Below are 23,083 nucleotides of genomic sequence, written 5' to 3'. Positions count from 1 at the left end.
TCCGTGCTGCCGTCGTAACACGTGAGTTGAGGCGAGATGACGCTCTGGGAATACGACGGCGACTTGCCCTTCAGTGTCGTGGTGAACAGCAAGGGGCAGCTTTCCCTGTGGCCCGCGGCGCGTCCGCTCCCGCACGGCTGGCATTCCACCGGATCCACCGGGACACGTACGGAGTGCCTGGCGGAGGTCGAGCGCGTTGCGGCGGGTGCGGGTGCGGGTGCGGGTGCGGGTGCGGGTGCGGGTGCGGGTGCGGGCACGGCGGCACCCGCGCCCACCGACGGTCCCGACACCCCGGAACCGCGCCGCCCGGCCCCCGGCGACGCGGCGCTCACCGGCTCCGTCCGCGAGCTGCCCGACCTGTCCGTCACCGCGCTGATCCGGGCACGGAACCTCCCGCCGGAGCGACCGGCCGCCAGCCACGGCACGGTCCACGTGACCCGGGGCGAACTCCTGGGCATCAGCGCCGGATGGGCACGCGTGCTGGTGGCCGAGGGCTGCGGCCGCGAGGTCCCCGTCGCCGTCCTGCTGCCGCGCGGTCTGGACGCCCTGACCGCGATCCTCGCCGTCCTGGAGGCCGGCGGCGCGTACGTCCCGCTCTCCTGCGACCAGCCCCTGGACCAGCTCCGGGCGATACTCGACGACTGCGGCGCCCCCCTCGTGATCGCCACGGACGACCTCGCGCGGGCCCTCGGCGGTCCCGACCGCAGGGCGCTCACCGTCACGGACCTGCGCGCCGCCGCGCCCGGAGCCACCGCCGTACCCGAACCGGCCCGCCCCGACGACCTCGCCTACGTCTTCTACACCTCGGGCACGACCGGCGAGCCCAAGGGCGTCGAGGGCACGCACCGGCAACTCGTCAACTACGCGCTGTGGTGCGCCGAGGCGTTCGCCCACCGGTCCGGCGAGACGATGTTCCTCAGCGCCTCCCTGTTCTTCCTGGGCTCGCTCACCACCATCTTCACGCCCCTGCTCGAAGGGTGGCCGGTGACGATCCTCCCGGACAAGGCGAGCACGGACGAGCTGCTGGAGGTCTGCGCGGCCGCGGACGGCGGCCTGCTCAAACTGACGCCGACGCACATCCGGATGCTCATGGCGCGCGAGGTGCCCGACGGCGGGCTGGCGCGCCAGCTCATGGTGGGCAGCGAACCGCTGACCTTCAGCCGCGAACTCGCCCGCTGGATGGCGGCCGACCCCGACCGCGTGGTGGTGAACCACTACGGCCTCACCGAGACGCACGGCTGCTTCTGCCACTGGCTCTCCGGCGGCGAGGACATCGGCGCCCGGGTCCCGGTCGGCCGGCCGGTCGACAACGCCGAGGCGTACATCGTCGCCGGCGACGGCGAACTGGCCGGCGTCGACGAGGTGGGGGAGCTGCTCGTCGGCGGCCCGTCCATCGGCCGCGGCTACCGGCGCCGCCCCGCGCAGACGGCCGAGCGGTGGATTCCGCACCCCTGGGGCACGGACGGCGCCCGGCTGCTGCGCACCGGCGACCTGGCCCGGATGGACGCGGACGGTGTGGTCACCGTGCTCGGCCGCGCGGACCGGCAGGTGAAGATCCGCGGCCACCGCGTGGAACCGGCCGCCGTCGAGGAGGTGCTGCGGATGCTGCCGGGCGTCAAGGAGGCCCTGGTGCTGCCGCGCGAGACGGACGGACAGACGGGCCTCGCCGCCTACCTCCTCCATGAGGAGGGCGCGGAGCTCAGCCCGGCCGCCGTCAGGTCCGCGCTGGCGGAACGGTTCCCTCCGCAGTGGGTGCCGGCCCGGATGGCGATCCTGAGCGAGTTCCCGGTGAACGCGAACGGCAAGGTGGACGTCCGCGCGCTGCCCGAGCCGCACCCCGTCCAGGCCGCCACGGCGCAGACCCCGGGCGGCGGCGGGCGCTGGACCAGGACGGACCGGCTCGTCGCCGACGCGTTCTGCGAGGTGCTGCGCATCGAGGAGATCGGGCTGGAGGACGGCTTCTACGAACTCGGCGGCGACTCCCTGACGGCGATGGAGGTGGCCGCACGGCTCGGCGGGGCGGTGGGACGGGACGTACCCCCGCCGACGGGGGGCGGCGCGACCGTCCGGGGGTACGCGCTGAGGATCGCTTCCGGTACGGATTCCTCCGGTACGGGTGCCCCTGACACGGGCGTCTCTCACGGGGGCGCTTCCGGTGCTGCGGATGCCGGCGAGCCCGCGCGGGCGTCGGCATGACCGGCGGCGGACCGGTCACGCTGCTCACCGGGGCCACCGGCTTCCTCGGTTCCGCCCTGGCCGCCCGGCTCCTCGGGCAGGGGCGGACCGTGCGGTGCGTGGTCAGGGGAGCGACGGCGGACGAACGGACACACCGGCTCCGGGCCGCCCTGCGCGTGACCGAAGCGCGAGGCGCCTCCCGGGCGGAGGGGATCTCCCCGGCGGAGTTCGCCCCTGCGGAAGGGATCACCCCGGCGGAGTGGGAGCGCGTCGACGTCGTACCCGGCGACCTCTCCCAGGAACGACTGGGCCTGCCCCACGGGCGGTTCGAGGCCCTCGGGGACGGCGTCACCGACATCGTCCACTGCGGCGCGCGGGTCAACATGGTGCTGCCCTACGGCGCGCTCCACGGGCCCAACGTCCGCGCGACGGAGGAACTGCTCGGCCTGGCCGAGGCGTGCGGCGCCCGTTTCGCGCACGTGAGCAGCATGGCGGCGGTCGCGCGCCGCCTCACCGGCGAGCCGTTCGAGCTCCTCGACCCGGTGTCCGGCGGCTACGGACAGAGCAAGTGGTCGGCGGACCGGCTGGTCAGCGTCGCGCACCAGGAGAAGCGGGTACGGGCGGTGATCCTCCGCCCGGGGCGCGTCACCGCCGACTCCCGTACCGGCCGGTCCAACCCGGACGACCTGATGGAACGGGTCGTCCGGATGTGCGCCGCCCTGGGGGCGGCCCCGCGCCTCGACGTGCGGGTCCGGCTCAGTCCCGTCGACTGGGTCGCGCGGCTGATGATCCGGCTGGCCGGCGGCGACGCCTCCTTCGGCCGCGCCTACCACGTCGTCTCGGACCGGAGCACGCCGTGGAGCAGCGTGCCCGCGGCACTGCGGGCCGCCGGATACGCCGTGGACGAACTGCCGTACGCCGAATGGCGCTCGCTGGCGGTCACCGCCGGGCGGGACGACGCGGATCTGGCCAGGGTGGCCCACGCACTGCCCGCCGACGGGCTGGTCCTCGACGACCGGGCGGCGAGCCGCCCCGCCCGCGCCCGCCGCGACCTGGCGGAGGACTTCCCCGAGCCGCCCGAACCCGAGGCCCTGCTGCGGAGCACCCTCGCCGCCTGGCGACGCACGGGCCAACTGCCTGCGCCGCGGGGCTCATCCGATGACGTGCCGGGCGGTACGGGCCGGGCCCCCGCGCCGGGCGGTACGGGCCGGGCCCCCGCGCCGGGCGGTACGGGCCGGGTCCCCGCGCCGGACGGCTCGTCCGACGGCGTGCCAGGCGACACAGGCCGGGCCCCCGCGCCGCACAGTTCGTCCGCCGACGCGCCGCTCCCCGGCCTCGGCGGTGACCGATGAGCCCCCGCCGTCTGCCGCTCCACGACGAGCACGTCCGGCTGGGGGCCCGGATGACCGAGTCCGGCGGCTGGACGCTGCCCCTGGAGTACACCAGCGCCTACCAGGAGTACCGCGTCCACCGGCGCGGCGCGGTCGTCTGGGACGCCTCGGACCTCGGGTCGGTCCGGGTGGAGGGCCCCGGCGCGTTCGCACTCGTACAGCGGACCTTCACCAACGACCTGCGCCGCGCCGGTCCGGGGCGGAGCCAGTACACCTTCCTGCTCTCCACGAGCGACGGCGGCGTCGTCGACGACCTGATCGTCTGGTGGGTGCGCGACGAGCTGTTCGTGCTGACGCCGAGCCGTCCTCACGCCGTGCTCGACGCGCTGCGATCCGTACAGGCCACCGGCGTGGGCGCCGACTGCGCGGTGACGGACGTGTCGCACGACCGGGTCCTCCTCGCCGTGCAGGGGGAGGAGGCACGGGCCCGCATGGCCGGCCTCGACGCCGACGCGGCCCGGCTCGGCCCCTTCCGGGTGCGGGAGACCCGTATCGAAGGCGCCTCCGGCTTCGCGGCGACCACCCGCTTCGGCGGGCAGACCGGCTTCGAGCTGCACCTGCCGGCCGCCGCAGCCCGCGCCGTCCACCGCCGGCTCCTGGGCGAGGGCGCCGCACCGGCGGGCCTGGCGATGCGGGAGACCCACCGCGTCGAGGCCGGCGTGCCGCGCCACGGGCACGAACTCGGCCCCGGCATCACCCCCCTGGAGGCCGGCTGCGCCGCCGCGGTCGCCCTCGACACCGACTTCACCGGCCGCGACGCCCTGCTCGCGGCGCACCGGAACGGCAGCCGGAGGATCCTGCGCAGCGTCCTGATGACCGGCCGCCGACCGCCCTCCCCCGGGGACGCGGTCCTCCTGGCCGGCGAGCCGGTGGGCACCGTCACGAGCGGCAACTACTCACCCCGCCACCACCGGGGCCTGGGGCTCGCGTTCGTCCGACCCGAGGTGCCCCTCGGAACCGGCGTGACCGTCCGCACCCCGCACGGGGACCTGGACGGCGAAGTGACCACGGTCCCCGTCGCCCGAGAGGCGGCCCGGTGACGACCCAGGAGGCGCACATCGACGCCATCGGCATCTTCGACCCCATGGACCCGCGGCTGCTCAAAGCACCCTTCGCGGCCTACCGGCGGCTGCGCGACCACGACCCGGTCGCGTATCTGGCACCCCTGGACATCTGGGCCGTGAGCCGGCACGCGGACGTCCGGAGCGTCCTCGCCGCCCCGGACGCCTTCTCTGCGGCGCTCGCCTTCGGCAAGGACGCGGTCCTCACCGACCCGCGCCGGCCCGGACTCCAGCTGAACCTGCGGTTCTCCGGCGACGCCGGGGGCGTCATCTCCTCCAGCGACGGGGAGAGCCACGCCCGGCTGCGCCGCATGGTGGCCAGGCTGATGAGCAAGCCCCGGCTCGACGCCGTCGAGGCGGGGGTCCGCGAGCACGTCCCCCGGGTCCTCGGTGCGCTCCGGGACCGCCCCGCCTTCGACGTCGTGGACGACCTCGCCAAACCGGTCGCCACGAAGGCGATCGGGGACGTCATCGGGCTCGGCGACGACACCGCGCGGTCACTCGCCGCCTGGGCCGACCTGACCGCACGTGCCCTCGACCCCGGCGACGAACTCGCCCTGGCGGCCGCGGCCCCCGGCATGATGCTCTCCAACCTCACCGGCGTGCGGACGGTGACGTCCGCGCTCGACGCCCGGGTCGCCGGGCTGCCGGAGGGGACGGGAAGCGGGCTGGTGGAGGCGTGGCGCACGGCGGACTCGCAGGCCGCGCGCGAGGAGACGATCCTCTCGGTCCTCCAGCTCTTCCAGGCCGGATACGAGACCGTCGTGTCCGCGCTCGCCCACATCGTGGCCGGCTCCGTGGCCGACCGGCCGGAGTGGGCGGCCCTCGTCGCGGACCCGGCGACGCTGGCCGGGCTGATCGACGAGGGCACGCGGCTCGCCTCCCCCGTCCGGGCCACCTTCCGCACCGCGGTGGGCGGGCAGCGGGTCGGCGGGACGGCCGTTCCCGACGGGGCGCGGCTCATGGTCCTGCTCGGTTCGGCCAACCGCGACGAGCGGGTCTTCGCCGACCCCGACCGGATGCGCCCGGACCGCGCGACGCCGCACGTCGCCTTCGGGGCGGGCCCCCACCGGTGCATCGGCCGGTTCCTCGCCCAGATGGAACTCCGGCACGTCCTGCGCGCGCTGGCCTCGGCCACGCGGGGCGTCTCGGCGCTCGGCGGCGAGCGGGTGGCCGCGAACATCCTCAAGGCCGGTTACGACCGCTTGCCGGTCGCCGTCGAATGGCGCCGATGACACCGGACAGCGGCCGTACGCCCCTGAGGCAGGGACAGCCGGCCCCGGGCCTGGGCCCGTGACGGGGGACCTGCCCGGGCCCGTAACGCCCTGCGGCCGGGGGGGCCGTCACGGGCCCCGGCCGGGCGTTGAAGGGCTCCCGGCCTGAGCTGTACGCCGCTGCCTGGGCGTTGCCTCCCGGCCCGTAAGGGCCTCTGGCTCGGGCCCGTAACGCCCCCGGCCGGGCGTGAAGGGCCCCCGGCTCGGTCCGTACGCGCTGCCTGGGCGGGCTCCCCCCGCCCGGGGCCGTAACGCCCCCCGGCAGGGCGCTGAAGGGCTCCCGGCCCGGTTGCCCCTCCCGGCCCCGGCCCGTACGCCGCTGCCCCCGCCCCAGGCCGTTCGCCCCTGTCGAAGCGCCGCCCCCCCGCCCCAGGCCGTACGCCCCCAGTCCACCCCCGCCCACCCCCCGACCTCCGGAGGAATCCCGCGCATGCAGTTTCCGTCCGTCCCTGCGCTCCGGGCCGCCCGTGCCGTCCGGGGCCGCCTCGTGTCCCGTGGGGCGCGCTGGGTCGCCATCCTGCGGCTGCTCCCGTACGCGGGGAAGCGCCTCGTCGCGGTCTCGCTGCTGCTCAACCTCCTCCTCGGGCTGCTGCCACCGGTCTTCCTGCTCGCTATGAGCGCCCTGCTCGACCGGCTGCCGGGCAGCCCGGCCGGCGGCGGAGGGAGCTGGAGCGCCCTCGGGCCGCTCCTCGCCGCGGCCGTCGCCGCCTTCGTGCTCCAGCAGGTACTCGCCCCGTTCCAGTCCGCCGTCGGCGAGCGGGTGAGCCGCCGGGTCGACGGCTACTGCGCCACCCGCCTGATCTCCGCCGGCCTCTCCTCGGCCCCCATGGCCGCCCTGGAGGAACAGCGGACGCTCGACCTGCTCGGCGACTCCCGCAACGCCCTGGAACGGCAGGGGTTCACCCCGGGCGAGGCCGTCGCGGGGCTGCTCGCCCTGGTCGCGCGCTACACCCAACTGGCCGGGGCGACCGCCCTCGTGGCCGTCGCTCTCTCGCCCGCCGCCGGACTGATCACCGCGGCCACCGCCCTCGTGATCCGCTTCGGGCAGCGCGGCTCGCTCGGCCGGTTCGCCCTCCTCCTGCGCGAACTGGCCGGCCGGCGGCGCAAGATGACCTACGTGCGGGCCACGGCCTCCGGGCTGAAGGCGGCCAAGGAGATCCGGGTGCTCGGACTGTCCGGCTGGTTCGCCGACCGGCACCGCCAGGAGACCCGCGCCTACCTCGAACCCCTCTGGGAGGGGCGCCGCCGCCTGCTCTTCCTGCCGTTCGTGGGCCTCTCCCTCGCCGGGCTGGCAGGCGGCGCCACCGTGCTGGTCCTGCTCGCCACCGCCGCCGCCGGGGGCTCGCTCTCGCTGCTCGCCCTGGCCGTGGCCCTGCAGAGCGTCCTCGTCCCCATGCGGTTCGGCGTCTACTTCCCCGAGGCGGACGTCCAGACCCAGTACGGCATGCAGTCGTACCAGTCGCTCCAGGAGTTCGAGCGCCTCGCGGCCGACCGGGCCGAGGGCGACCCCCGGCTCGGCCCCGCGGCCCCCGGCCGGAGGTCCGCCCCGCGGACCGACGTGCCCCGGCTCCGCGGCGCCCTCCGTTTCGAGGACGTGAGCTTCGGCTACCCCTCCTCCGGCCGGACCGTCCTCGACCACCTGGACCTGGAGATCGAGGCGGGCCGCTCCACCGCCGTCGTGGGCCTCAACGGCGCCGGCAAGACGACCCTGGTCAAGCTGCTGGCCCGCCTCTACGACCCCACCGGCGGCAGGGTCACGGCCGACGGCACCGACCTCCGGGACCTGGACCCGGCGGCCTGGCAGGCCCAGCTCGCGGTGATCTTCCAGGACTACGTACGGTACGAGCTCACCCTGGAGGAGAACGTCGCCATGGGCGCCCCCGAGGCCGCCCGTTCGCCGGGGGCCCGGGCCGCCCTGGAGCGGGCCGTCGACCTGGCCGGCGCCCGCGAGGTCGTCGACGCGCTCCCGTCGGGGGCCGACACGGTGCTGTCGCGGCAGTATGGGGGCGGGCAGGACCTGTCCGGCGGCCAGTGGCAGCGCACGGCGCTTGCGCGGGCCCTGTTCGCCGTGGAGTCGGGGGCGCAGGTGCTGGTGCTCGACGAACCGACCGCGCAGCTCGACGTCCGCGCGGAGGTCGAGTTCTTCGACCGGTTCCTGACCATGACCAAGGGCGTGACCAGTGTGGTCATCTCCCACCGCTTCTCCACGATCCGCCGCGCGGACCGGATCGTCGTCCTGGAGCACGGCCGGGTCGTCGAGAGCGGTACGCACGACGAACTCACCGCCCTGGACGGGCGCTACGCTGCGCTGTTCCGCCTCCAGGCCCAACGCTTCGACGACACGACCGCGGGCGGCACGGCCCCGGACGGCACGGCCTTCGACGATACGACTCCGGTCGGGCCGGTCTACGGCGGCGCCGCCCCGGACGGGCCGGCCCCGGACACCCCTCACCGCGCCGCCACCTCCCCCCACACCCCCTCCGACGGCACCCCGCGGGAGAACGAGCGATGAAGTCCCTGGCCGCCGCCCTCCGTTCGATGCTGGTGCTCGCCGCCCGCACCGACCCCCGGCGTCTCGCCGGCTCCGTCCTGCTGCTGCTCACCGGGCTCCTCGCCACCCCCGCCGTCGCCCTCCTGCTGCGGGAGTTCACCGAGACCGCGCTCGACGGGGCCACCCGCACCGCCGTCTGGCTGGGCCTCGCCATCGCGGGCGCCCTCGTCGTCGAGCTGATGATGGGCCACTTCGCCCACCTGCTCTACTTCGAGCTCGGCGAACTCCAGGAAGCCGCCCTGCACGAGGAACTCCTCGCGGTGACCAACGGCACCCCGGGCCTCGAACACCTCGACAGCCCGGAGTTCACCGACACCGTCACGCTCGTCCGCGACGAACTGGCGAACACCCGGTCCGCCCTCGAGTCGACCCTGCAGCTCGGTGGCCTCGTCCTCCAGTCGCTGGCGACCACCGTCATCCTCGGGACCCTCGACCCCTGGCTCATGCTCCTGCCCCTCGCGGCCGTGCCGCCGGTCCTGATCGGACGCCGGGCCCAGACCCTCGTCGACCGCGCGCGGGAGGCCACCGCCGAGCACACCCGGCGCGGCCGGCACCTGGTGACCCTGGCGACCTCCGCCGAGTCCGTGAAGGAGCTGCGGCTCTACGGCGCCGAACGCGAGGTGACGCGGCGGCAGACCGCGAGCTGGGAGACGGTCTCCGCGGCCCTTGGCCGGGCCCAGCTGCGGGCCGCCGCCCTGCGCGGCTGCGGACAGCTCGTCTTCGGCTGCGCCTTCGGGGCCGCGATCCTGCTGGTCGTCCGCCAGGCCCTCGACGGCCGGGCCGGCATCGGGGACGTCGTCCTGCTCATCGCGCTGGCGGCCCAGGTCGGCGTGCAAGTCGCCAACGCCCTCGGTCTGCTCACCCTGCTCCACGGAGCGGGCCGTACCTTCGAGCGCCTCGACCGGCTGCGCACCTGGCCCACCGGCACCGCCCGGCCGGCCACCACCACCCGCCCCGCCCACCCCGCCACAACCCCGCCCGAGACCGCCCGGCCCGTCGCCGTGCCCGGGCGGCTGATCGAAGGCATACGCCTGGAGAACGTCGGATTCAGCTATCCCGGCAGCGACCGCCCGGTCCTGCGCGGAATCGACTTCACCATTCCGGCCGGCGGCACCCTCGCCCTGGTGGGCGAGAACGGCGCCGGAAAGAGCACCCTGGTGAAACTGCTCTGCGGGCTCTACCAACCCACCGAGGGCCGCATTCTGGTCGACGGCGCCGATCTCCGGGACCTTCCCCCGGAACAGTGGACCGCGAAAGTCGCCCCGCTCTTCCAGGACTTCGCCCGCCTGGAACTGCTCGTACGGGAGAATGTCGGCATCGGCGCCGTCGGCTCCATCGGCGACGACGAGGCCCTCGGCGCGGCCGTGGACCTGGCCGGCGCCCGCAAGACGCTCGACCGGATCGAGGGCGGTCTCGACGGCCTGCTCGGCCGCGGCTACGGAGACGGTGCCGAACTGTCCGGAGGACAGTGGCAGAGCCTCGGACTCGCCCGTTCGCTGGTTCGTGAGTCGCCCCTGCTCCTGATGTTCGACGAACCGGCCTCGGCCCTGGACGCGACCGCCGAGCACGCCGTGTTCGCGCGCTTCGGCGACGCGGCGCTGAGCGCCCGGCACGGCGTCGGCGCCGTGACCCTCTTCGTCTCCCACCGGTTCTCCACGGTCCGCATGGCGGAGCGGATCGTCGTGCTCGGCGAAGGCAGGGTCCAGGAATCCGGAAGCCACGCGGAACTCATGGAACGACGCGGTGTCTATGCCGAACTCTTCGACCTCCAGGCCCGGGTGTACCGCTGAGCGGCGGAGACGGGAAAAGCACGTTCAACCGGGGAACGTGCGCGGTTGAACAGCCGGTCCGGTCGCCGAAGTCGATAGTCCGTACCGACCGAATTGCCCAACGTAATGCGACGGGTAATCAGTTGAACAGGTCGCGCTCTTGCTACTGTCGCCACCGATTCTTTCCCGGGGTTTGAGGCGGCACCCCGATCAATTCCCAGAGGGTGGCATGCCGTACGTATCGGAATACGAATTCGTCCACGACCTGCTCGACGGCGCGGTGCGGCGGAATCCGACCGCGACGGCTCTCTCCGACGCCTCCGGCGACTGGACCTGGGCGGACCTCGAAGCGGCCAGCCAGCGCATGGCCCGCGGGCTGTGGCAGCGGGGCGTGCGCGGCGGACAGCGCGTCCTCACCCGGATGTCCAACCGGAAGGAACTCGTCGCCCTGCTCTACGGCGCCTCCCGCGTCGGCGCCGTCCTGGTGCCCGTAACCCCGGAGATGAAGCCGTTCCACCTGCGGTCCGTCCTCGCGGACACCGCGCCGGCCCTGGTGGTCACCGAGGCCCCGCACGGCGACGGGATCGCGGCCCTGACCCCGGCGCCCGTCGCCGACGTCCACGACGTGTGGCACGACGGCGGGACCGCACCCGCCCCGCCGGACGGCACCGGCCCCCGTACCGCGCACGACGTGGCCCTGCTCATCCACACCTCGGGCAGCACCTCAGTGCCCAAGGGCGTCGTCTGCCCCCACCGGCAGACGGTCTTCGCCGCGCGCTCCATCGACCGGGTCCTCCACTACCGCGCGGACGACGTCGTCTTCCTGCGCCTGCCGCTCTCCTTCGACTACGGGCTCCACCAGCTCTTCCTCGCCGCGCTCAGCGGCGCACGGGTGGTGCTCGCCGAGGCGGGCGGCGACCTGACACTGCTGCGCCGCCTGCGGGCCGCGGGCGCCACCGTCGTCCCCGTGGTGCCCGCCCTCGCCCAACTGCTCACGCACCTCGCCACGAGGGACCCCGCACCCACGGCCGTCCGCCTCTTCACCAACACCGGCGCGGCGCTCACCGAAGGCAGCCGCACGGCGCTGCGCACCGCCTTCCCCTCCGCGCGCGTGGCCCTCATGTTCGGCACCACGGAGTGCAAGCGCGTCTCCATCCTGGAACCGGACGGCGACCTGACCCGGCCCGGCTCGGTGGGCCGGCCGATCCCGGGCACGGCGGTCGACGTCGTGGACGAGGACGGCACGCCCCTGCCGGCGGGCCGCGAAGGGGAGTTCGTGGTGCGCGGGCCCCATGTGATGGCGGGGTACTGGAACGCGCCCGAGCTGACGGAGCGCCGCTTCCGGAAGGACCCCCGGACCGGCGAGACCGTCCTGCACACGGGTGACCACGGGCACCTGGACGAGGACGGGCACCTGTACTTCAGCGGCCGCAGAGACGACATCGTCAAGCACCGCGGCACCCGGGTCAGCGTGCTGGAGATCGAGGCCGCCGCCCTCGACGTCCCCGGGGTCCGGGCCGCCGCCGTGCTCGCCCTCGGAGAGGACGCGCTGACCCTCTGCGTCGTCGCGGACACGGCCAGCACCGTCCCGGTCGTCGAGGGCCTGGCCGAGCGGCTCGAACCGGCCAAGCTCCCCGACCGGTGCCTGCTGTTCGACGCGCTGCCGCTCACCCCCAACGGCAAGACGGACTACCAGAGGCTGTCCGAGACAGTGAGGGAAACCCAGCAATGAAGCCGACCACCCTGGTCAAGCAGTTCGGCAGCCCGCTGTACGTCTACGACCTCGCCCGGGCCGCCGAGGCGGCCGACGCGCTGCGGGAGTGGCTGCCTCCCGAGGCCACCGTCTTCTACTCGCTCAAGGCCAACCCCCACCCGGACGTCGTCCGCGCGCTGCGCGAGGCCGGCTGCCGGGCCGAGGTGAGCTCGGTGGGCGAACTCGACGCCGCCCTGCTCGCCGGCCACGCGGGCCCGGACTGCCTCTACACCGGACCGGGCAAGACCGACGACGAACTCGACCGCGCCGTACGGGCCGGGTGCGCCTTCTCCGCCGAGTCCCTCGACGACCTGCGGCGCATCGGCGCGACCGCGCGGGCCGCCGGCACCACCGTCCGGTCCCTGCTCCGCGTCAACGGCGTCACCGGCGCCGGACCGGTGGGCCTCCGCATGACCGGAGCCGCCTCGCAGTTCGGCTTCGACCTCGACACCGTCGAAGACTGGGCGGCCCGCGCCACCGAGGTCGACGGCGTCGAACTCACCGGCCTGCACTTCTTCTCGATGAGCAACGCCGCCGACGAGGAGGGCCTCATCCAGGAGCTGACGGGAAGCGTGCGCACCGCCGCCCTCCTCCGGGCCGAACACGGCCTGCCCGTACGCCTCCTGGACCTCGGCGGCGGCTTCGGACACCCCTACGCGGTGCCCGGCGACCGACCCGCCTACCCGGCGCTGCGGGCCGCCCTGGAAGAAACGCTCGACACGCACCTGCCCGACTGGCGGGGCGACGCCCTGGAGATCGCCTTCGAATCCGGCCGCTACCTCAGCGGTTCCTGCGGACGGCTGCTGACCGGCGTCACCGACGTCAAGCGGAGCAAGGGCCGCACCTTCGTCGTACTCGACGCCGGTGTGAACACCCTCGGCGGCCTCGCCGGACTCCGCCGCCTCCCGCCGGTCCGCGCGGAGGTACTCCCGGCGGACGACACGGCCCCCGACCCCGCGGACACCACCCGGCTGACCCTCGTCGGCCCGCTGTGCACACCGAGCGACACCCTCGCCATCGAGACCACCCTGCCCCTGCCCGCCCCCGGCGCGCTGCTCTCGGTCCCCAACACCGGTGCGTACGGGCTGACCGCGAGCCTCGTCGGCTTCCTGTCGCGGCTCGCACCGGTGGAGGTCGCCGTCCTCGGGGACAGCGTCGTCTCCGCCACACGGGTGGAGCTGCGCCGCACGCCCGCGCGGGCCACCGGCCCCCGGCCCGGTTCCCCGGCGGACCGCGCGCGGCGGATCCTGCCCGTGGTCACCGGCAGCGCGCGCGAGGTCGACGCCGAGGCGAGGTTCCCGGCCGAGTCCCTCGAAGCCCTCCGCGGCAGCGGCCTGATGGGCCTGCTCGTACCGGAGGAGTACGGCGGACTCGGCGGCGGCCTCGCCGACCTGTCCGAGGTCGCCCAGATCCTCGCCTCCGGCTGTCTGTCCACCGCGATGATCTGGGCGATGCACTGCCAGCAGACCGACGCCGTCGTACGGTTCGCCACACCCCGCCTGAAGAGCACCCTGCTGCCCCGGATCGCGGCCGGCGAGGTCTACCTCGGCTCGATCACCTCGGAGAAGCAGACCGGCGGACACCTCCTCACCAGCGCCGGCGCGCTCCGCGAGAGCCCGGACGGACTCGTCGTCGAACGGGACGCCCCCATCTGCACCGGCGGCGCGGTCGCCGACGGCTTCCTCCTCACCATGCGCGACGCCGAGGACGCCGAAGCCCGGCGCGTCACCCTGGTGTACGCCGACCGCGACCAGCTCGACGTGACGGTCAGCGGCGACTGGAACCCGCTCGGCATGCGCGGGACGCACAGCGTCGCCCTGCGGCTGCGCGGGACCGTCCCCCCGCACCAGGTCATCGGCGAACGCGGTGAGTTCGCGCGGATCGCCGTCGACGGCTTCATCCCGCTCGGCCACATCGGCTGGGCCTCCTGCTGGCTCGGCGCCTCCCGGCAGGCGCTCGCCGAACTCGTCGCCGTGTTCCGGTCACCGCGCCGGCCGTCCTCCGTCGACCTGACCTCGGACCTGTTCGCCGAGCGGCTCGCCCGCATCCGCATGGACAACGAGACGGTCAGCGCCTACCTGCGGCAGTGCCAGGAGGAGGTCACCCGGTGCCGCGCGGACGGCCGGGACCTCGCCGCCACCTCCGTACAGATCCATCTGAACACCCTGAAGGTGCTGGCATCGGAGCTCAGCCACCGGTCCGCCGACCGGTGCGTCGAACTCGCCGGCCTCGCGCTCGGCTACCGGTCCGACTCGCCCGTACCGCTGGAGCGGCACCTGCGCGACCTGCGCTCGGCGAGCCTCAACTACTCCAACGACCGCCTCCTGACGGCCACCGGGACGCTGACCCTCGCCGACCGCTCCGTACGGCTCCTCGGCGACCCGTCCCCGGCGTGAGCGCCCGACGGCCCACCGGCGGCCCACCGGCGGTACCCCGACCACAGCACCCCCGAAAGAGCGGAGAGCGATCGTGAGCACCCCCTGGACACCGCAGTTCGAGGAGGCGCTGCGCGCGCACCTCCCCCTGCTCCCCGCGGAGCAGGACCTGGCGCCCCACGCCCGGCTGGCCACCCTCGGCCTCGACTCGCTGGCCACGGTGCAGCTCCTCGTCGGCATGGAGGACGCGCTCGACGTACTCATCCCCGACGAGCTCCTCACCCCGGAGAACTTCGCCACCCCCGCCGCGCTCTGGACGGCGGTCGGAGGACTGCTGGCGCCGCAGCCGTGAACGACACCCTCACCCGCACCGGGGAGCACCGGATCCCCGTCACCTCCGCCCGCGACGGACAGGCGCCGCTCACCTGGGCGCAGCGCCTCCAGTGGGACGACACCGAGTGGCTGAAGCCGCACGACCACTACTACAACCAGTACCGGATACTGGCCGTCCCCGAGGACTGCGGACTGCCCGAACTCCTGGACTTCCTACGAGTGGTGGTGAGCCGGCACGAGAGCCTGCGCACCAGGTTCCCGCTGGACGCCGACGGAACCCCCCGGCAGCGGCTCCTCGCCACCGACGAACTCGCCGTGCCCGTCTACCGGGCCGCCGATCCCGACCGGGACCCCGCGGCTGCGGCGAGCGAGCTGGCCGCGCGGCTGCGCGGCCTCCGCTTCGACCTCACCCGCGAACCGCCCCTGCGCTGCGCGGTCCTGGAACACGACGGCAGCCCCCGGCACCTGGTCCTGGTCGTCTCCCACGTGGCCATCGACCACACGGGGATCGGCCTGCTGACCGACGAGCTGGAGTCGCTGCTCGCCCGCCGCACCACCCCGCCGGAGCTGCCGCCCGTCGGCCGCCGGCCCTTCGAACAAGCCGCAGAGGAGGCGGGGGCGGTGAACGTCCGCCGTTCCGCCGCCGCGCTCGACTACTGGGCCGAGATCCTCCGCGCCGCGCCGGCCACCACCTTCGACCCGCCCGGCGGGGCGCCGCCGCCGCTCGACGACCCGCTCCGCTTCGGCCAGGTCAGCATGAGCTCACCCGCCCTCACCCGCGCCTGCCGCACCGTCGCGGACCGGCTCGGCGTCAGCGGCACCACCGTCGTGATGGCCGCGCTCAACGCCGTCCTCGGCCGGCTCACCGGCCGCGAGCAGGTCCCGCTCAAACTCATCGCGTCGAACCGGGGCCCGGCCGAGCTGCGCACCATGGTCGGCATCACCATCGCCAGCTGTGTGACGCTGGTGCCCACCGGGGGCAGAAGCTTCGCGGAGGTCGTCCGGGACACCGGGCACGCGGCCCTGCGCGCCTACCGCAAGGTGCCGTGCGACACGGTCCTGCTGACGGCCCTGCGCGCGGAGGTGGCCGCGGGGCGCGGAGTGCCGCGCATCGACCTGGCCTGCGGCTTCAACGACCTGCGGGCCACCCGGCCGCCGCTCGGCGCCCACGACGCGGACGGCAGCACTCCCGCCGGCCCGCCGGCCCCGACCCGCTTCACCTGGGACGGCAACCGGCCCCGCCAGGAGGTCACCCTCTGGTACTGGGTGAACGAGGTGGACGGCACCGACGTCCACCACGCCCTGGTCGACCTCTGGTACCTCCCGAGGGAACGCACCGAGGAACTGCTGCGGAGCGTGGAGCGGATGGTGGTGGAGGCGGCGGGTGAGGGTGCGGGGGAGGGCGCGCCCGGATGACCGGAGCGCGACGCTGTCCGCCGGGCTGTCCGTCGGGTCGTCCGTCGGGCTGTCCGTCGGGCCGGGAGCCGCGCCCCCTCATCCGTACCGCCGATGCCTGATCCGTACCGCCACCACCTGCCCCGTACCACCACCAACGCACGCCGCCGGCCCGCCCCCCTGGGCGGACCGGCGGCGTCTACGTTTCCCGTCCCCGCTACGAGACGGGCTCCGGTCGTCCGGCCCGGTCGGGTCGCGCGGCGGCGATCCCCGGGACCTCGGCCAGGGACGCCACCACCGCGTCGGCGTCGGCCAGTTGGGCGGCGGTGTGGGTGGTGGTCAGTCCGATGACGAACATCCCGGCCTCGCGACCCGCCGTGACACCGGCCGGCGCGTCCTCCACGACGACGCACGCCCCCGGGTCCGCGCCCAGTGCCACGGCCGCGGCGAGATAGCCCTCCGGATCGGGCTTGCCGCGCCGGACGTGGTCGGCGGCGACCAGGACCTCCGGCACGGGCAGGCCGACGGCGCTCAGCCGGCCGGTCATGAGCCGGCTCGGGCCGGAGGTGACGGCCGCCCAGCGGCCGGCCGGAAGGCTGCCGAGCAGCTCGGGTGCCCGCGGTACGGGACGCAGCAGCCCGACCCCCTCGGCCTCCAGTTCCTGGATCCGTACGGTGACGCGGGAGATGTCCTCGGGGCGGAAGAACAACGGGACGACCTCGCTGTCCCGACGCCCGTGGCACACCGCCAGGATGGCCTCCGCGTCCGCGCCGAACTCGGCGGCCACGCGACGCCACACGCTGACGATGAGGCCGCTGGAATCGACGAGCGTGCCGTCGATGTCGAAGAGGAAGTACGGCCCCTCCGTCGTCGCCCCCTCCGCCGGGCCCCCGGCGGGCCCGACCGCTGTGCCCCCGCCGACCCCGCCATCCCCGTCGTCCACGCCGTGGGGCAGGCCGCGCGCGCTCACGCGTCCGCCGCGAGCGCGCTCAGGCGGCGGTACGCCGCCTCGACGCCGTCGGGGTCGCGGAACAGCGCGGAGGCGACGATCAGCCGGTCGGCGCCGGCCTCTCGCAGGGCCGCGGCACGCTCGGCGGTCACGCCGCCGTCCGCCGCGATCCGGATGTGTCCGAGCCCGCGCCCGTCGAGCGCGGCGCGGAGCCGGCGGATCTTCTCCACCGAACGCGGAAGGAAGTCGCTGGTGCCGGGGTTGACCGCCATCACGACGACCTGCTCGACCTGGTGGGCGACCTCCTCGACGGCCGACAGCGGCGTGCCCGGGTTGAGTACGACGCCGCTCGCGACGCCCGCGGTCTCCAGGTCCCGCAGCAGCCGCCCGATGTGCGGGGTGCCCTCGACGTGCACCGACACGAGGTCGACGCCCTCCCGCACCAGCGCGTCGATGTGCCGGTCGGGCCGGTCGACCTGGAGGTGCACGTCGAGTCGCCGGTCGAAGGCCTTGCGTACGGCGCCGACCGCCTTCAGGCCGAAGCTGATGTCGGAGACGAACGTCCCGTCCATCACGTCCAGGTGCAGCAGGTCGGCGTCGGTCCGGGCGACGTCGGCGACGGCCTGCCCGTAGGCGAGCGGGTCGGCGCCGAACAGACCGGGCACGACGGACGCGTGGTGCGGTACAGCCATGGGGGTTCTCCTCGTTCTCGGGGACGGAGGTGGGGGCGGACGCGGTCAGCCGGTGACCGCGAGCACCCGGGAGACGACGAGATCGACGTCACCCTCGCTCATGTCGGGTCGCAGCGGCAGACAGAGCGCGTTCTCCGCGAGCAGGTCCGCGTGCGGGAACGCGCCGGCGTCGAAGGCGTACGCGGCGAACGCCGGCTGCCGGGCGATCGGCACCGGGTAGCGCACCACGGCGTCGATCCCCGAGGCGCGCAGCGCGGCCAGGGTGGCGTCCCGGTCCGGCACCAGCAGCTGGTACATGTGGAAGACGTGGTCGGGGCCGGCCGCCGGCACCCGTACGGCGGAGCTCTCCGCGAGCCCGGCGATGTACTGGGCGGCGAGCGCGCGCCGCGCCTGGTTCCAGGCGTCGAGGCGGGGCAGCTTGTGGTCGAGGACCAGCGCCTGCACCGAGTCCATCCGGCTGCTGTAGCCGATTTCGACGTGGTGGTTCTGCGCCTGCTGGCCGAGACCGCGCAGGACGCGCAGCCGCTCGGCGAGTTCCGCGGAGTCGGTCACCGCGGCGCCCGCGTCCCCGGCGGCGGCGAGGTTCTTCGACGGGTGGAAGCTGAAGCAGCCGATCTCGCCGAAGGTGCCGACGGGCCGGCCCTTCCAGCGTGCGCCGACCGCCTGGGCGCAGTCCTCGACGAGCCGCAGGCCCCGGTCCCGTACGAGGGCGGTGATCCGGTCCATGTCGAGGACCTCGCCGAACATATGGACGGCGATGAGGGCCTTCGTCCGCGGGGTGATCGCGGCCTCGACCCGGTCGAGGTCCATCATGAAGTCGCCGCCGGTGCAGTCCACGAGGACGGGGGTGGCGCCCACGCGGGCGATGGCGAGCACGGTGGAGTGGAAGGTGTTGGCGACGGTGACGACCTCGTCGCCAGGCCCCACCCCCAGCGCGTGGAGGGCGAGGACCAGGGCGTCCGTCCCCGAGTTGAGTCCGACGGCGTGCTCGGCCTCGACGTACGCGGCGAAGGCCGCCTCGAACCGTTCCACCGGTTTGCCGAGGATGCAGTCGCCGGAGAGGAGGACCTCGGAGATCTGCCGGCTGAGCGCGTCGATGTCGTCGAACTGGTCCGGATAGCCATAGCGGTGAACCAGCATGGTGTCCTTTCGATGCGTGCGTGTGCACTGACGTACGTACGTACGGGCGTGTGTACGTGCGTGCGTGCGGGCCGTTGCGGGGGTCAGCAGTGGTGGGGGATGTCGGCCACGGTGGTGAGGAGGTCGGGGGCCCGGGTGGTGCCGGCCGGCATCGTCGGGTCGATGAGGACCTTCAGGTGCTCGCCCGTCAGCCGCCGGCCGGGCCGGTCGGCCGCCATCGACCGCAGCGCGGGGCCGGCCGCTTCCAGGGAGAGCACATGGCTGAGCACCCGGCCGAAGCGCTCCGGGCACGCGGCGAGCAGGTCCTGCGCCCGCAGCAGATGCTCGGGGGAGGTGCCGCGGTGACCGGTGAGGCGGATGCGCTTGCCCGAGGACAGGGAGACCGGCCGCGCCCCGCCGGAGCGGGGCACTCCGCACACGTTGGACCGGCGTACGGAGTTGAGGTCCAGGTCGCCGGTGAGTTCGTGCCGCGTTCCCGTGCCGAAGCCGCCGAACAGGTCCACGGGGGCGTCCTCCTCCACCGCCAGGGCGGCCTGCGTGAACGCCTCGCCCGCGGCCTCCCTCGGCAGGCAGACGAAGGCGGCCGTGAGGCCGCCGCCGGGTGCCTCGCCGGTGAGGCGGGTGGTCGCGAGGACCTCACGGCGCCTCAGGTACTCGAGCCGCTCCCGCCGGGGATGGACGAGCACGGTGGACACGCCGCGGATCTCGCCGACCAGCGCGGCCAGGACGGCCGTCGTCCCGCTGCCCCACACGCCCACGGTGCCTGCCGGCCCGTCGGCGCCGAGCAGGTCCCAGCCGTAGAGGACGGCGCCCAGGGGCTCGGCGAGCACGGTGAGGTCGGCGACCAGGTCCGGACGGGCCGGGACCAGACTGCGCCGCACCAGGTCGCCGGGGGCTTCCGGGTAGCGCCGCCGGAAGACGCCGTCGTACGAGTGACCGAGGATCCGGTCCTGGTCGGCGGAGTCCACCGGGTTGAACACCCCGCGTACGGGGCCGTCCGGCGCGCAGTGTTCGGCCAGCCCCTCGTGGCCGAGCACGGAGGCGCCGTCGGGCCGGACACCGCGCTGGATCTGGAGGTCCGTGCCGCAGATCCCCGCCCGCAGGACGCGCAGCGAGCCCCGGGCGCCGATCCGTTCCCGGTGCAGGCGCAGACCGCCGTCCCCGGTGCGGGTCCACGACAGGTCGGTGAGCAGGCTCATGCCGCCGCCCCCGTCTCGTCGAGCAGCCGGTGCAGCCGGTCCAACAGGGCGCAGGCGCGCCGTAGTTCGGCCTCGGTCACGCCCACGGCGAAGGAGCACTTTCCGATGCCGATGGGCAGCGGCAGGTTCTGCTCCCCGCCGCGGTGCCGCGTCGACTCCTGGAGGGCGTCGAGGAGGAACGGTACCTCGCAGAGCTCGTGCCGTACCGGCAGCCCCACGCGGCGCAGCAGCGCCAGGGTCCGGAGCGCCTCGTCCGCGGTCTGGAGGCCCTGGCCGACGGCGAGCGCGCAGGACAGGGCCATGTCGACCGACACCGCCTCGCCGTGCAGCAGCCCGGGCTGCGCCGCCATCTCGAGGGCCGGGCTGAAGGTGTGCCCGAAGTCGACCGCCCGCCGCAGGTCGTGCTCCCACAGGTTCGGTTCGAGCTCGGCCAGCATGCTGCCGACCGCGAGCCGTATCACCCGCCGCCCCTCGGGGCCGTCCAGCCTGCCGTCCACCAGGCGCTCGGCGCGCGCGTCGAGCAGGTCGAACAGCTCGGCGTCGGCGATCACCCCCATCTTGACGATCTCCGCGAGGCCGTTGCTGAGGTGACGGGTGCTCAGGGTCCGGAGGAATCCCCGGTCGAGCAGGGTGTCGGAGGCCGCGTGGAAGGAGCCGAGGCGGTTCTTGTGCCCGTGGAAGTTGACCGCGGTCTTGACGCCGACCGCCGCGTCGACCAGCCCGATCAGTGTGGTGGGTATCCGGACGTACGGGGTCCCGCGCCGGTACAGACCGGCCGCGAGGCCCACCAGGTCGGTCAGCACCCCGCCGCCGACGGCCACGATCGGGTCGCGGCGGGAGAGGGCCACGGAATCGGCCGCCTCGGCGATCCGCTCGACCGAGGCGAGCACCTTCGTCCGCTCGCCGCCGGGAAGGGCGAGGACCGTCGGGGTCACCCCCCAGGCGCGGAAGTAGCCCTCGATCTCCCCGGCCCGGTCCGCGAGGACCGTCTCGTCGACGACGATCAGGCGCCGGTCGCCCGGAGCCGTCCGGGCGGCGCGGGCGAGCGCGTCGTTCTCCGGCGACAGCACGTCCTCCGTCTCCGCCACGCGGTAGGAGACGTCAAGACTGGCGCGGACCGTCCAAGTCCCGTCACTCATGGTGTGTGTTCACTCCCGTCGACAAGTCCTCGTGCGTGGATTCCCACCCCGCGCAGCGCGCACAGTCCGTCCGAAGGCCCCCGGCGGATCCGGGGGGCGAAGTAGTCCGGGTCCCGGTCCGAGATGCCGTACAGGCCCAGCCGGCCGAGGTTGCCCCGGAGACTGGCCAGGTACGGGTCGCCGAGCCCGTCCACCACTCCGCCGGTCAGCACCGTGTACTCGACCTGCGGGTTGAGGCAGGTCTGGGCGAGCAGCACCTCAGCGAGTGGCGCGGTCACGGCGTCGAGGAGCCGTCGGGCGCCGTCGTGCCCGGCGGCCACCGCACGTCCGAACGCGGCGATCACCCCCGCCGTCGCCGCCGTGTCCGGGTCCCCGCCCCAGTCGGAGGCGGGCACCCGGTGCAGGACGCCCTCGATCCCGCGCCCCGAGGCGAACGCGCTGACGTGGCCCGGTGCCCCGCAGTCGCAGTCGGCGGCCACCTGCGCGCCGTCCCACTCCATGCGGGAGGGCAGGTGCCCCACCTCTCCCTGGAGGCCGTACCGCCGGTCCCTCGGGATGCGGCCGGTGGCGAGGTCGATGGTCCGGTAGGCGATGCCGGTGCTCACGGTGAGCGCGGCCGCCGTCCGGCTCTGGTCCAGGGTGTCGTCCTTCAGCAGGGCGTACGCGAGAGCGGAGACGTCGTTCAGGACCGCCCAGGTCACCTCCGGGCGGCGGGCGGCCAACTCGCCGGCGGGGTGCCAGTCGGTGGTCTCGGCCCCGAAGAGGGGGGCGCCGCCGATGACCCGGCCGGTGCGGTCGTCCATGGCGGCGCCCAGGGAGACCGCGCAGAGGTCGATCGGCGCGGGCCACTCGGCGCGCAGCTCGTCCAGGGTGTCCACGATCCAGTCGGTCGTCAGCCGCTGGACGTCCGCCGCGGGCCCGCCGGTGCCGCGGGTGGTGACGGCCGGCCGCCTGCGGAGTCCCTCGACGGTGTCGCCGCCGGTCAGCACGCCGGCTCTGAACCACGTGCCGCCCAGGTCGAGGACGGCGACCGGCCGGTCGCTCGCCCGCGCCCGGGAGACGGAGAACCGTCGAGCGGTCACCGGCACCCGGGAGGCGGAGAGCGGCCGAGCGGTCACCGGCACCCGGGAGGCGGAGAGCGGCCGAGCGGTCACCGGCCCTGGCCAGCGGCGGCTTCGTCCAGCAGGAGCAGGCCGTCGGAGCCGAGGAAGGTGCGGGTGGCGAAGGTGTCGGCCGTGCCGGACCGGACCTTCTCCACCGCCTCGGTCTTCGACCCGCCGGTCGCGAGCAGCACGCGGGTCTCCGCGCCGCTGAGCGACCGGAGCGTCTGCGTCATGCGGACGGCGCCGTCGGCGGTGGTCGTGACCTGCGTGCCGGACGTGTCCTGCGGGTCGTAACGGTCGTGGAACAGCGATGCCAGGTGCCCGTCGGGGCCCAGCTGGAGCAGGACCACGTCCGCGCTGCCGTCCGGTGTCAGCGTCCGCAGCAGCTTGGCGTACTCGGCCGCGGCGGCCCCGGGGTCGGCGGCGCGTACGGGCATGGGGTGGCGGCGGTCCTCCGGCACCGACGCCGGGTCGAGCAGCGTCTGGCAGATCATCCGCCAGTTCGAGCCGGTCTCCGTGTGCGGCAGCACCCGGTCGTCGGTCTGCACGACCTGGACCGAGCCCCAGGGGACGTCCATGGCGGCGAGCAGCCGGTACGTGTCCACCGGGGTGTTCCCGCCGGTGAGCGCGAGAACACACTCACCGCGTCGGGAGACGACCTTCCGAATGGCGTCCGCGACGGCCGAGGCCGCATTCTCGGAAGCTGCTTCGGCCGTGGCGAAACAGCGTAGGGACGAGGTGGTCAATTCAGCCTCCCGAGGCTGGGTGCGGAGTTCTCCAATCG

At 74.6% G+C, this 23,083-nt stretch carries 17 protein-coding genes; 10 read left to right on the top strand and 7 right to left on the bottom strand.

All coding sequences use genetic code 11. From position 1 onward, the window contains the following. Nucleotides 1–36 precede the first annotated feature (36 nt). The 10 genes from ABT034_RS22890 to ABT034_RS22845 all read left to right on the top strand — a co-directional run bounded on the left by ABT034_RS22890 (nt 37) and on the right by ABT034_RS22845 (nt 16,098). Nucleotides 37–2,196, top strand: a complete 2,160-nt coding sequence (locus ABT034_RS22890) for an amino acid adenylation domain-containing protein (RefSeq protein ID WP_351218017.1) — start codon at nt 37–39, stop codon at nt 2,194–2,196. Then, complete coding sequence (locus ABT034_RS22885; RefSeq protein ID WP_351218015.1) at nt 2,193–3,527, top strand: SDR family oxidoreductase; 1,335 nt, start codon at nt 2,193–2,195, stop codon at nt 3,525–3,527. The genes ABT034_RS22890 and ABT034_RS22885 overlap by 4 nt, the downstream gene beginning before the upstream one ends. After that, nucleotides 3,524–4,606: an aminomethyl transferase family protein gene (locus tag ABT034_RS22880; protein ID WP_351218013.1), complete on the top strand. Its 1,083-nt coding sequence runs from the start codon at nt 3,524–3,526 to the stop codon at nt 4,604–4,606. Before ABT034_RS22885 ends, ABT034_RS22880 begins: the two co-directional genes overlap by 4 nt. Then, nucleotides 4,603–5,862 carry a cytochrome P450 gene (locus tag ABT034_RS22875; protein WP_351218011.1) on the top strand — a complete coding sequence of 420 codons (1,260 nt, stop codon included), beginning with the start codon at nt 4,603–4,605 and terminating at the stop codon, nt 5,860–5,862. Before ABT034_RS22880 ends, ABT034_RS22875 begins: the two co-directional genes overlap by 4 nt. Before the next feature lie 469 nt (nt 5,863–6,331). Further along, entirely contained in the window at nt 6,332–8,413 is a 2,082-nt protein-coding gene (locus tag ABT034_RS22870; protein WP_351218009.1) for an ABC transporter ATP-binding protein, read from the top strand. Continuing rightward, complete coding sequence (locus tag ABT034_RS22865; RefSeq protein WP_351218007.1) at nt 8,410–10,242, top strand: ABC transporter ATP-binding protein; 1,833 nt, start codon at nt 8,410–8,412, stop codon at nt 10,240–10,242. Before ABT034_RS22870 ends, ABT034_RS22865 begins: the two co-directional genes overlap by 4 nt. 208 nt (nt 10,243–10,450) lie before the next feature. Then, nucleotides 10,451–11,953 (top strand): class I adenylate-forming enzyme family protein, encoded by a 1,503-nt coding sequence (locus ABT034_RS22860; protein ID WP_351218005.1) that lies wholly within the window; start codon nt 10,451–10,453, stop codon nt 11,951–11,953. Beyond that, nucleotides 11,950–14,370 (top strand): acyl-CoA dehydrogenase family protein, encoded by a 2,421-nt coding sequence (locus ABT034_RS22855; protein ID WP_351218003.1) that lies wholly within the window; start codon nt 11,950–11,952, stop codon nt 14,368–14,370. The genes ABT034_RS22860 and ABT034_RS22855 overlap by 4 nt, the downstream gene beginning before the upstream one ends. 73 nt (nt 14,371–14,443) lie before the next feature. After that, nucleotides 14,444–14,701, top strand: coding sequence for a phosphopantetheine-binding protein (locus ABT034_RS22850; RefSeq protein ID WP_351218001.1), 258 nt, complete (start codon nt 14,444–14,446; stop codon nt 14,699–14,701). Then, nucleotides 14,698–16,098, top strand: a complete 1,401-nt coding sequence (locus ABT034_RS22845; protein ID WP_351217999.1) for a condensation domain-containing protein — start codon at nt 14,698–14,700, stop codon at nt 16,096–16,098. Before ABT034_RS22850 ends, ABT034_RS22845 begins: the two co-directional genes overlap by 4 nt. 196 nt (nt 16,099–16,294) lie before the next feature. On the opposite strand, the gene ABT034_RS22840 is transcribed toward ABT034_RS22845, so the two are convergent. The 7 genes from ABT034_RS22840 to pgl form a co-directional block, all read right to left on the bottom strand. Next, a complete protein-coding gene (locus ABT034_RS22840; RefSeq protein ID WP_351217997.1) occupies nt 16,295–17,047 on the bottom strand; it encodes an HAD-IA family hydrolase in 753 nt (250 codons plus the stop codon). Then, complete coding sequence (locus ABT034_RS22835; protein ID WP_351217995.1) at nt 17,044–17,718, bottom strand: ribulose-phosphate 3-epimerase; 675 nt, start codon at nt 17,716–17,718, stop codon at nt 17,044–17,046. Before ABT034_RS22835 ends, ABT034_RS22840 begins: the two co-directional genes overlap by 4 nt. A gap of 45 nt (nt 17,719–17,763) precedes the next feature. Then, nucleotides 17,764–18,858, bottom strand: a complete 1,095-nt coding sequence (locus tag ABT034_RS22830) for a DegT/DnrJ/EryC1/StrS family aminotransferase (RefSeq protein WP_351217993.1) — start codon at nt 18,856–18,858, stop codon at nt 17,764–17,766. 83 nt (nt 18,859–18,941) lie between these two features. Further along, nucleotides 18,942–20,057, bottom strand: a complete 1,116-nt coding sequence (locus ABT034_RS22825) for a dehydrogenase (protein WP_351217991.1) — start codon at nt 20,055–20,057, stop codon at nt 18,942–18,944. Beyond that, nucleotides 20,054–21,196, bottom strand: coding sequence for a sedoheptulose 7-phosphate cyclase (locus tag ABT034_RS22820; RefSeq protein WP_351217989.1), 1,143 nt, complete (start codon nt 21,194–21,196; stop codon nt 20,054–20,056). The genes ABT034_RS22825 and ABT034_RS22820 overlap by 4 nt, the downstream gene beginning before the upstream one ends. Further along, nucleotides 21,193–22,350 (bottom strand): ROK family protein, encoded by a 1,158-nt coding sequence (locus tag ABT034_RS22815; protein WP_351217987.1) that lies wholly within the window; start codon nt 22,348–22,350, stop codon nt 21,193–21,195. Before ABT034_RS22815 ends, ABT034_RS22820 begins: the two co-directional genes overlap by 4 nt. Continuing rightward, complete coding sequence (gene pgl, locus ABT034_RS22810; protein ID WP_351217985.1) at nt 22,347–23,045, bottom strand: 6-phosphogluconolactonase; 699 nt, start codon at nt 23,043–23,045, stop codon at nt 22,347–22,349. Before pgl ends, ABT034_RS22815 begins: the two co-directional genes overlap by 4 nt. Nucleotides 23,046–23,083: the final 38 nt, after the last annotated feature.

The sequence above is a fragment of the Streptomyces sp. NPDC002773 genome, assembly GCF_040295605.1.
In the GTDB taxonomy this organism is placed as follows: Bacteria; Actinomycetota; Actinomycetes; order Streptomycetales; family Streptomycetaceae; genus Streptomyces.
The sequence above is the reverse complement of the archived record's forward strand: the minus strand, read 5'-3'. Positions and strand labels throughout refer to the sequence as shown.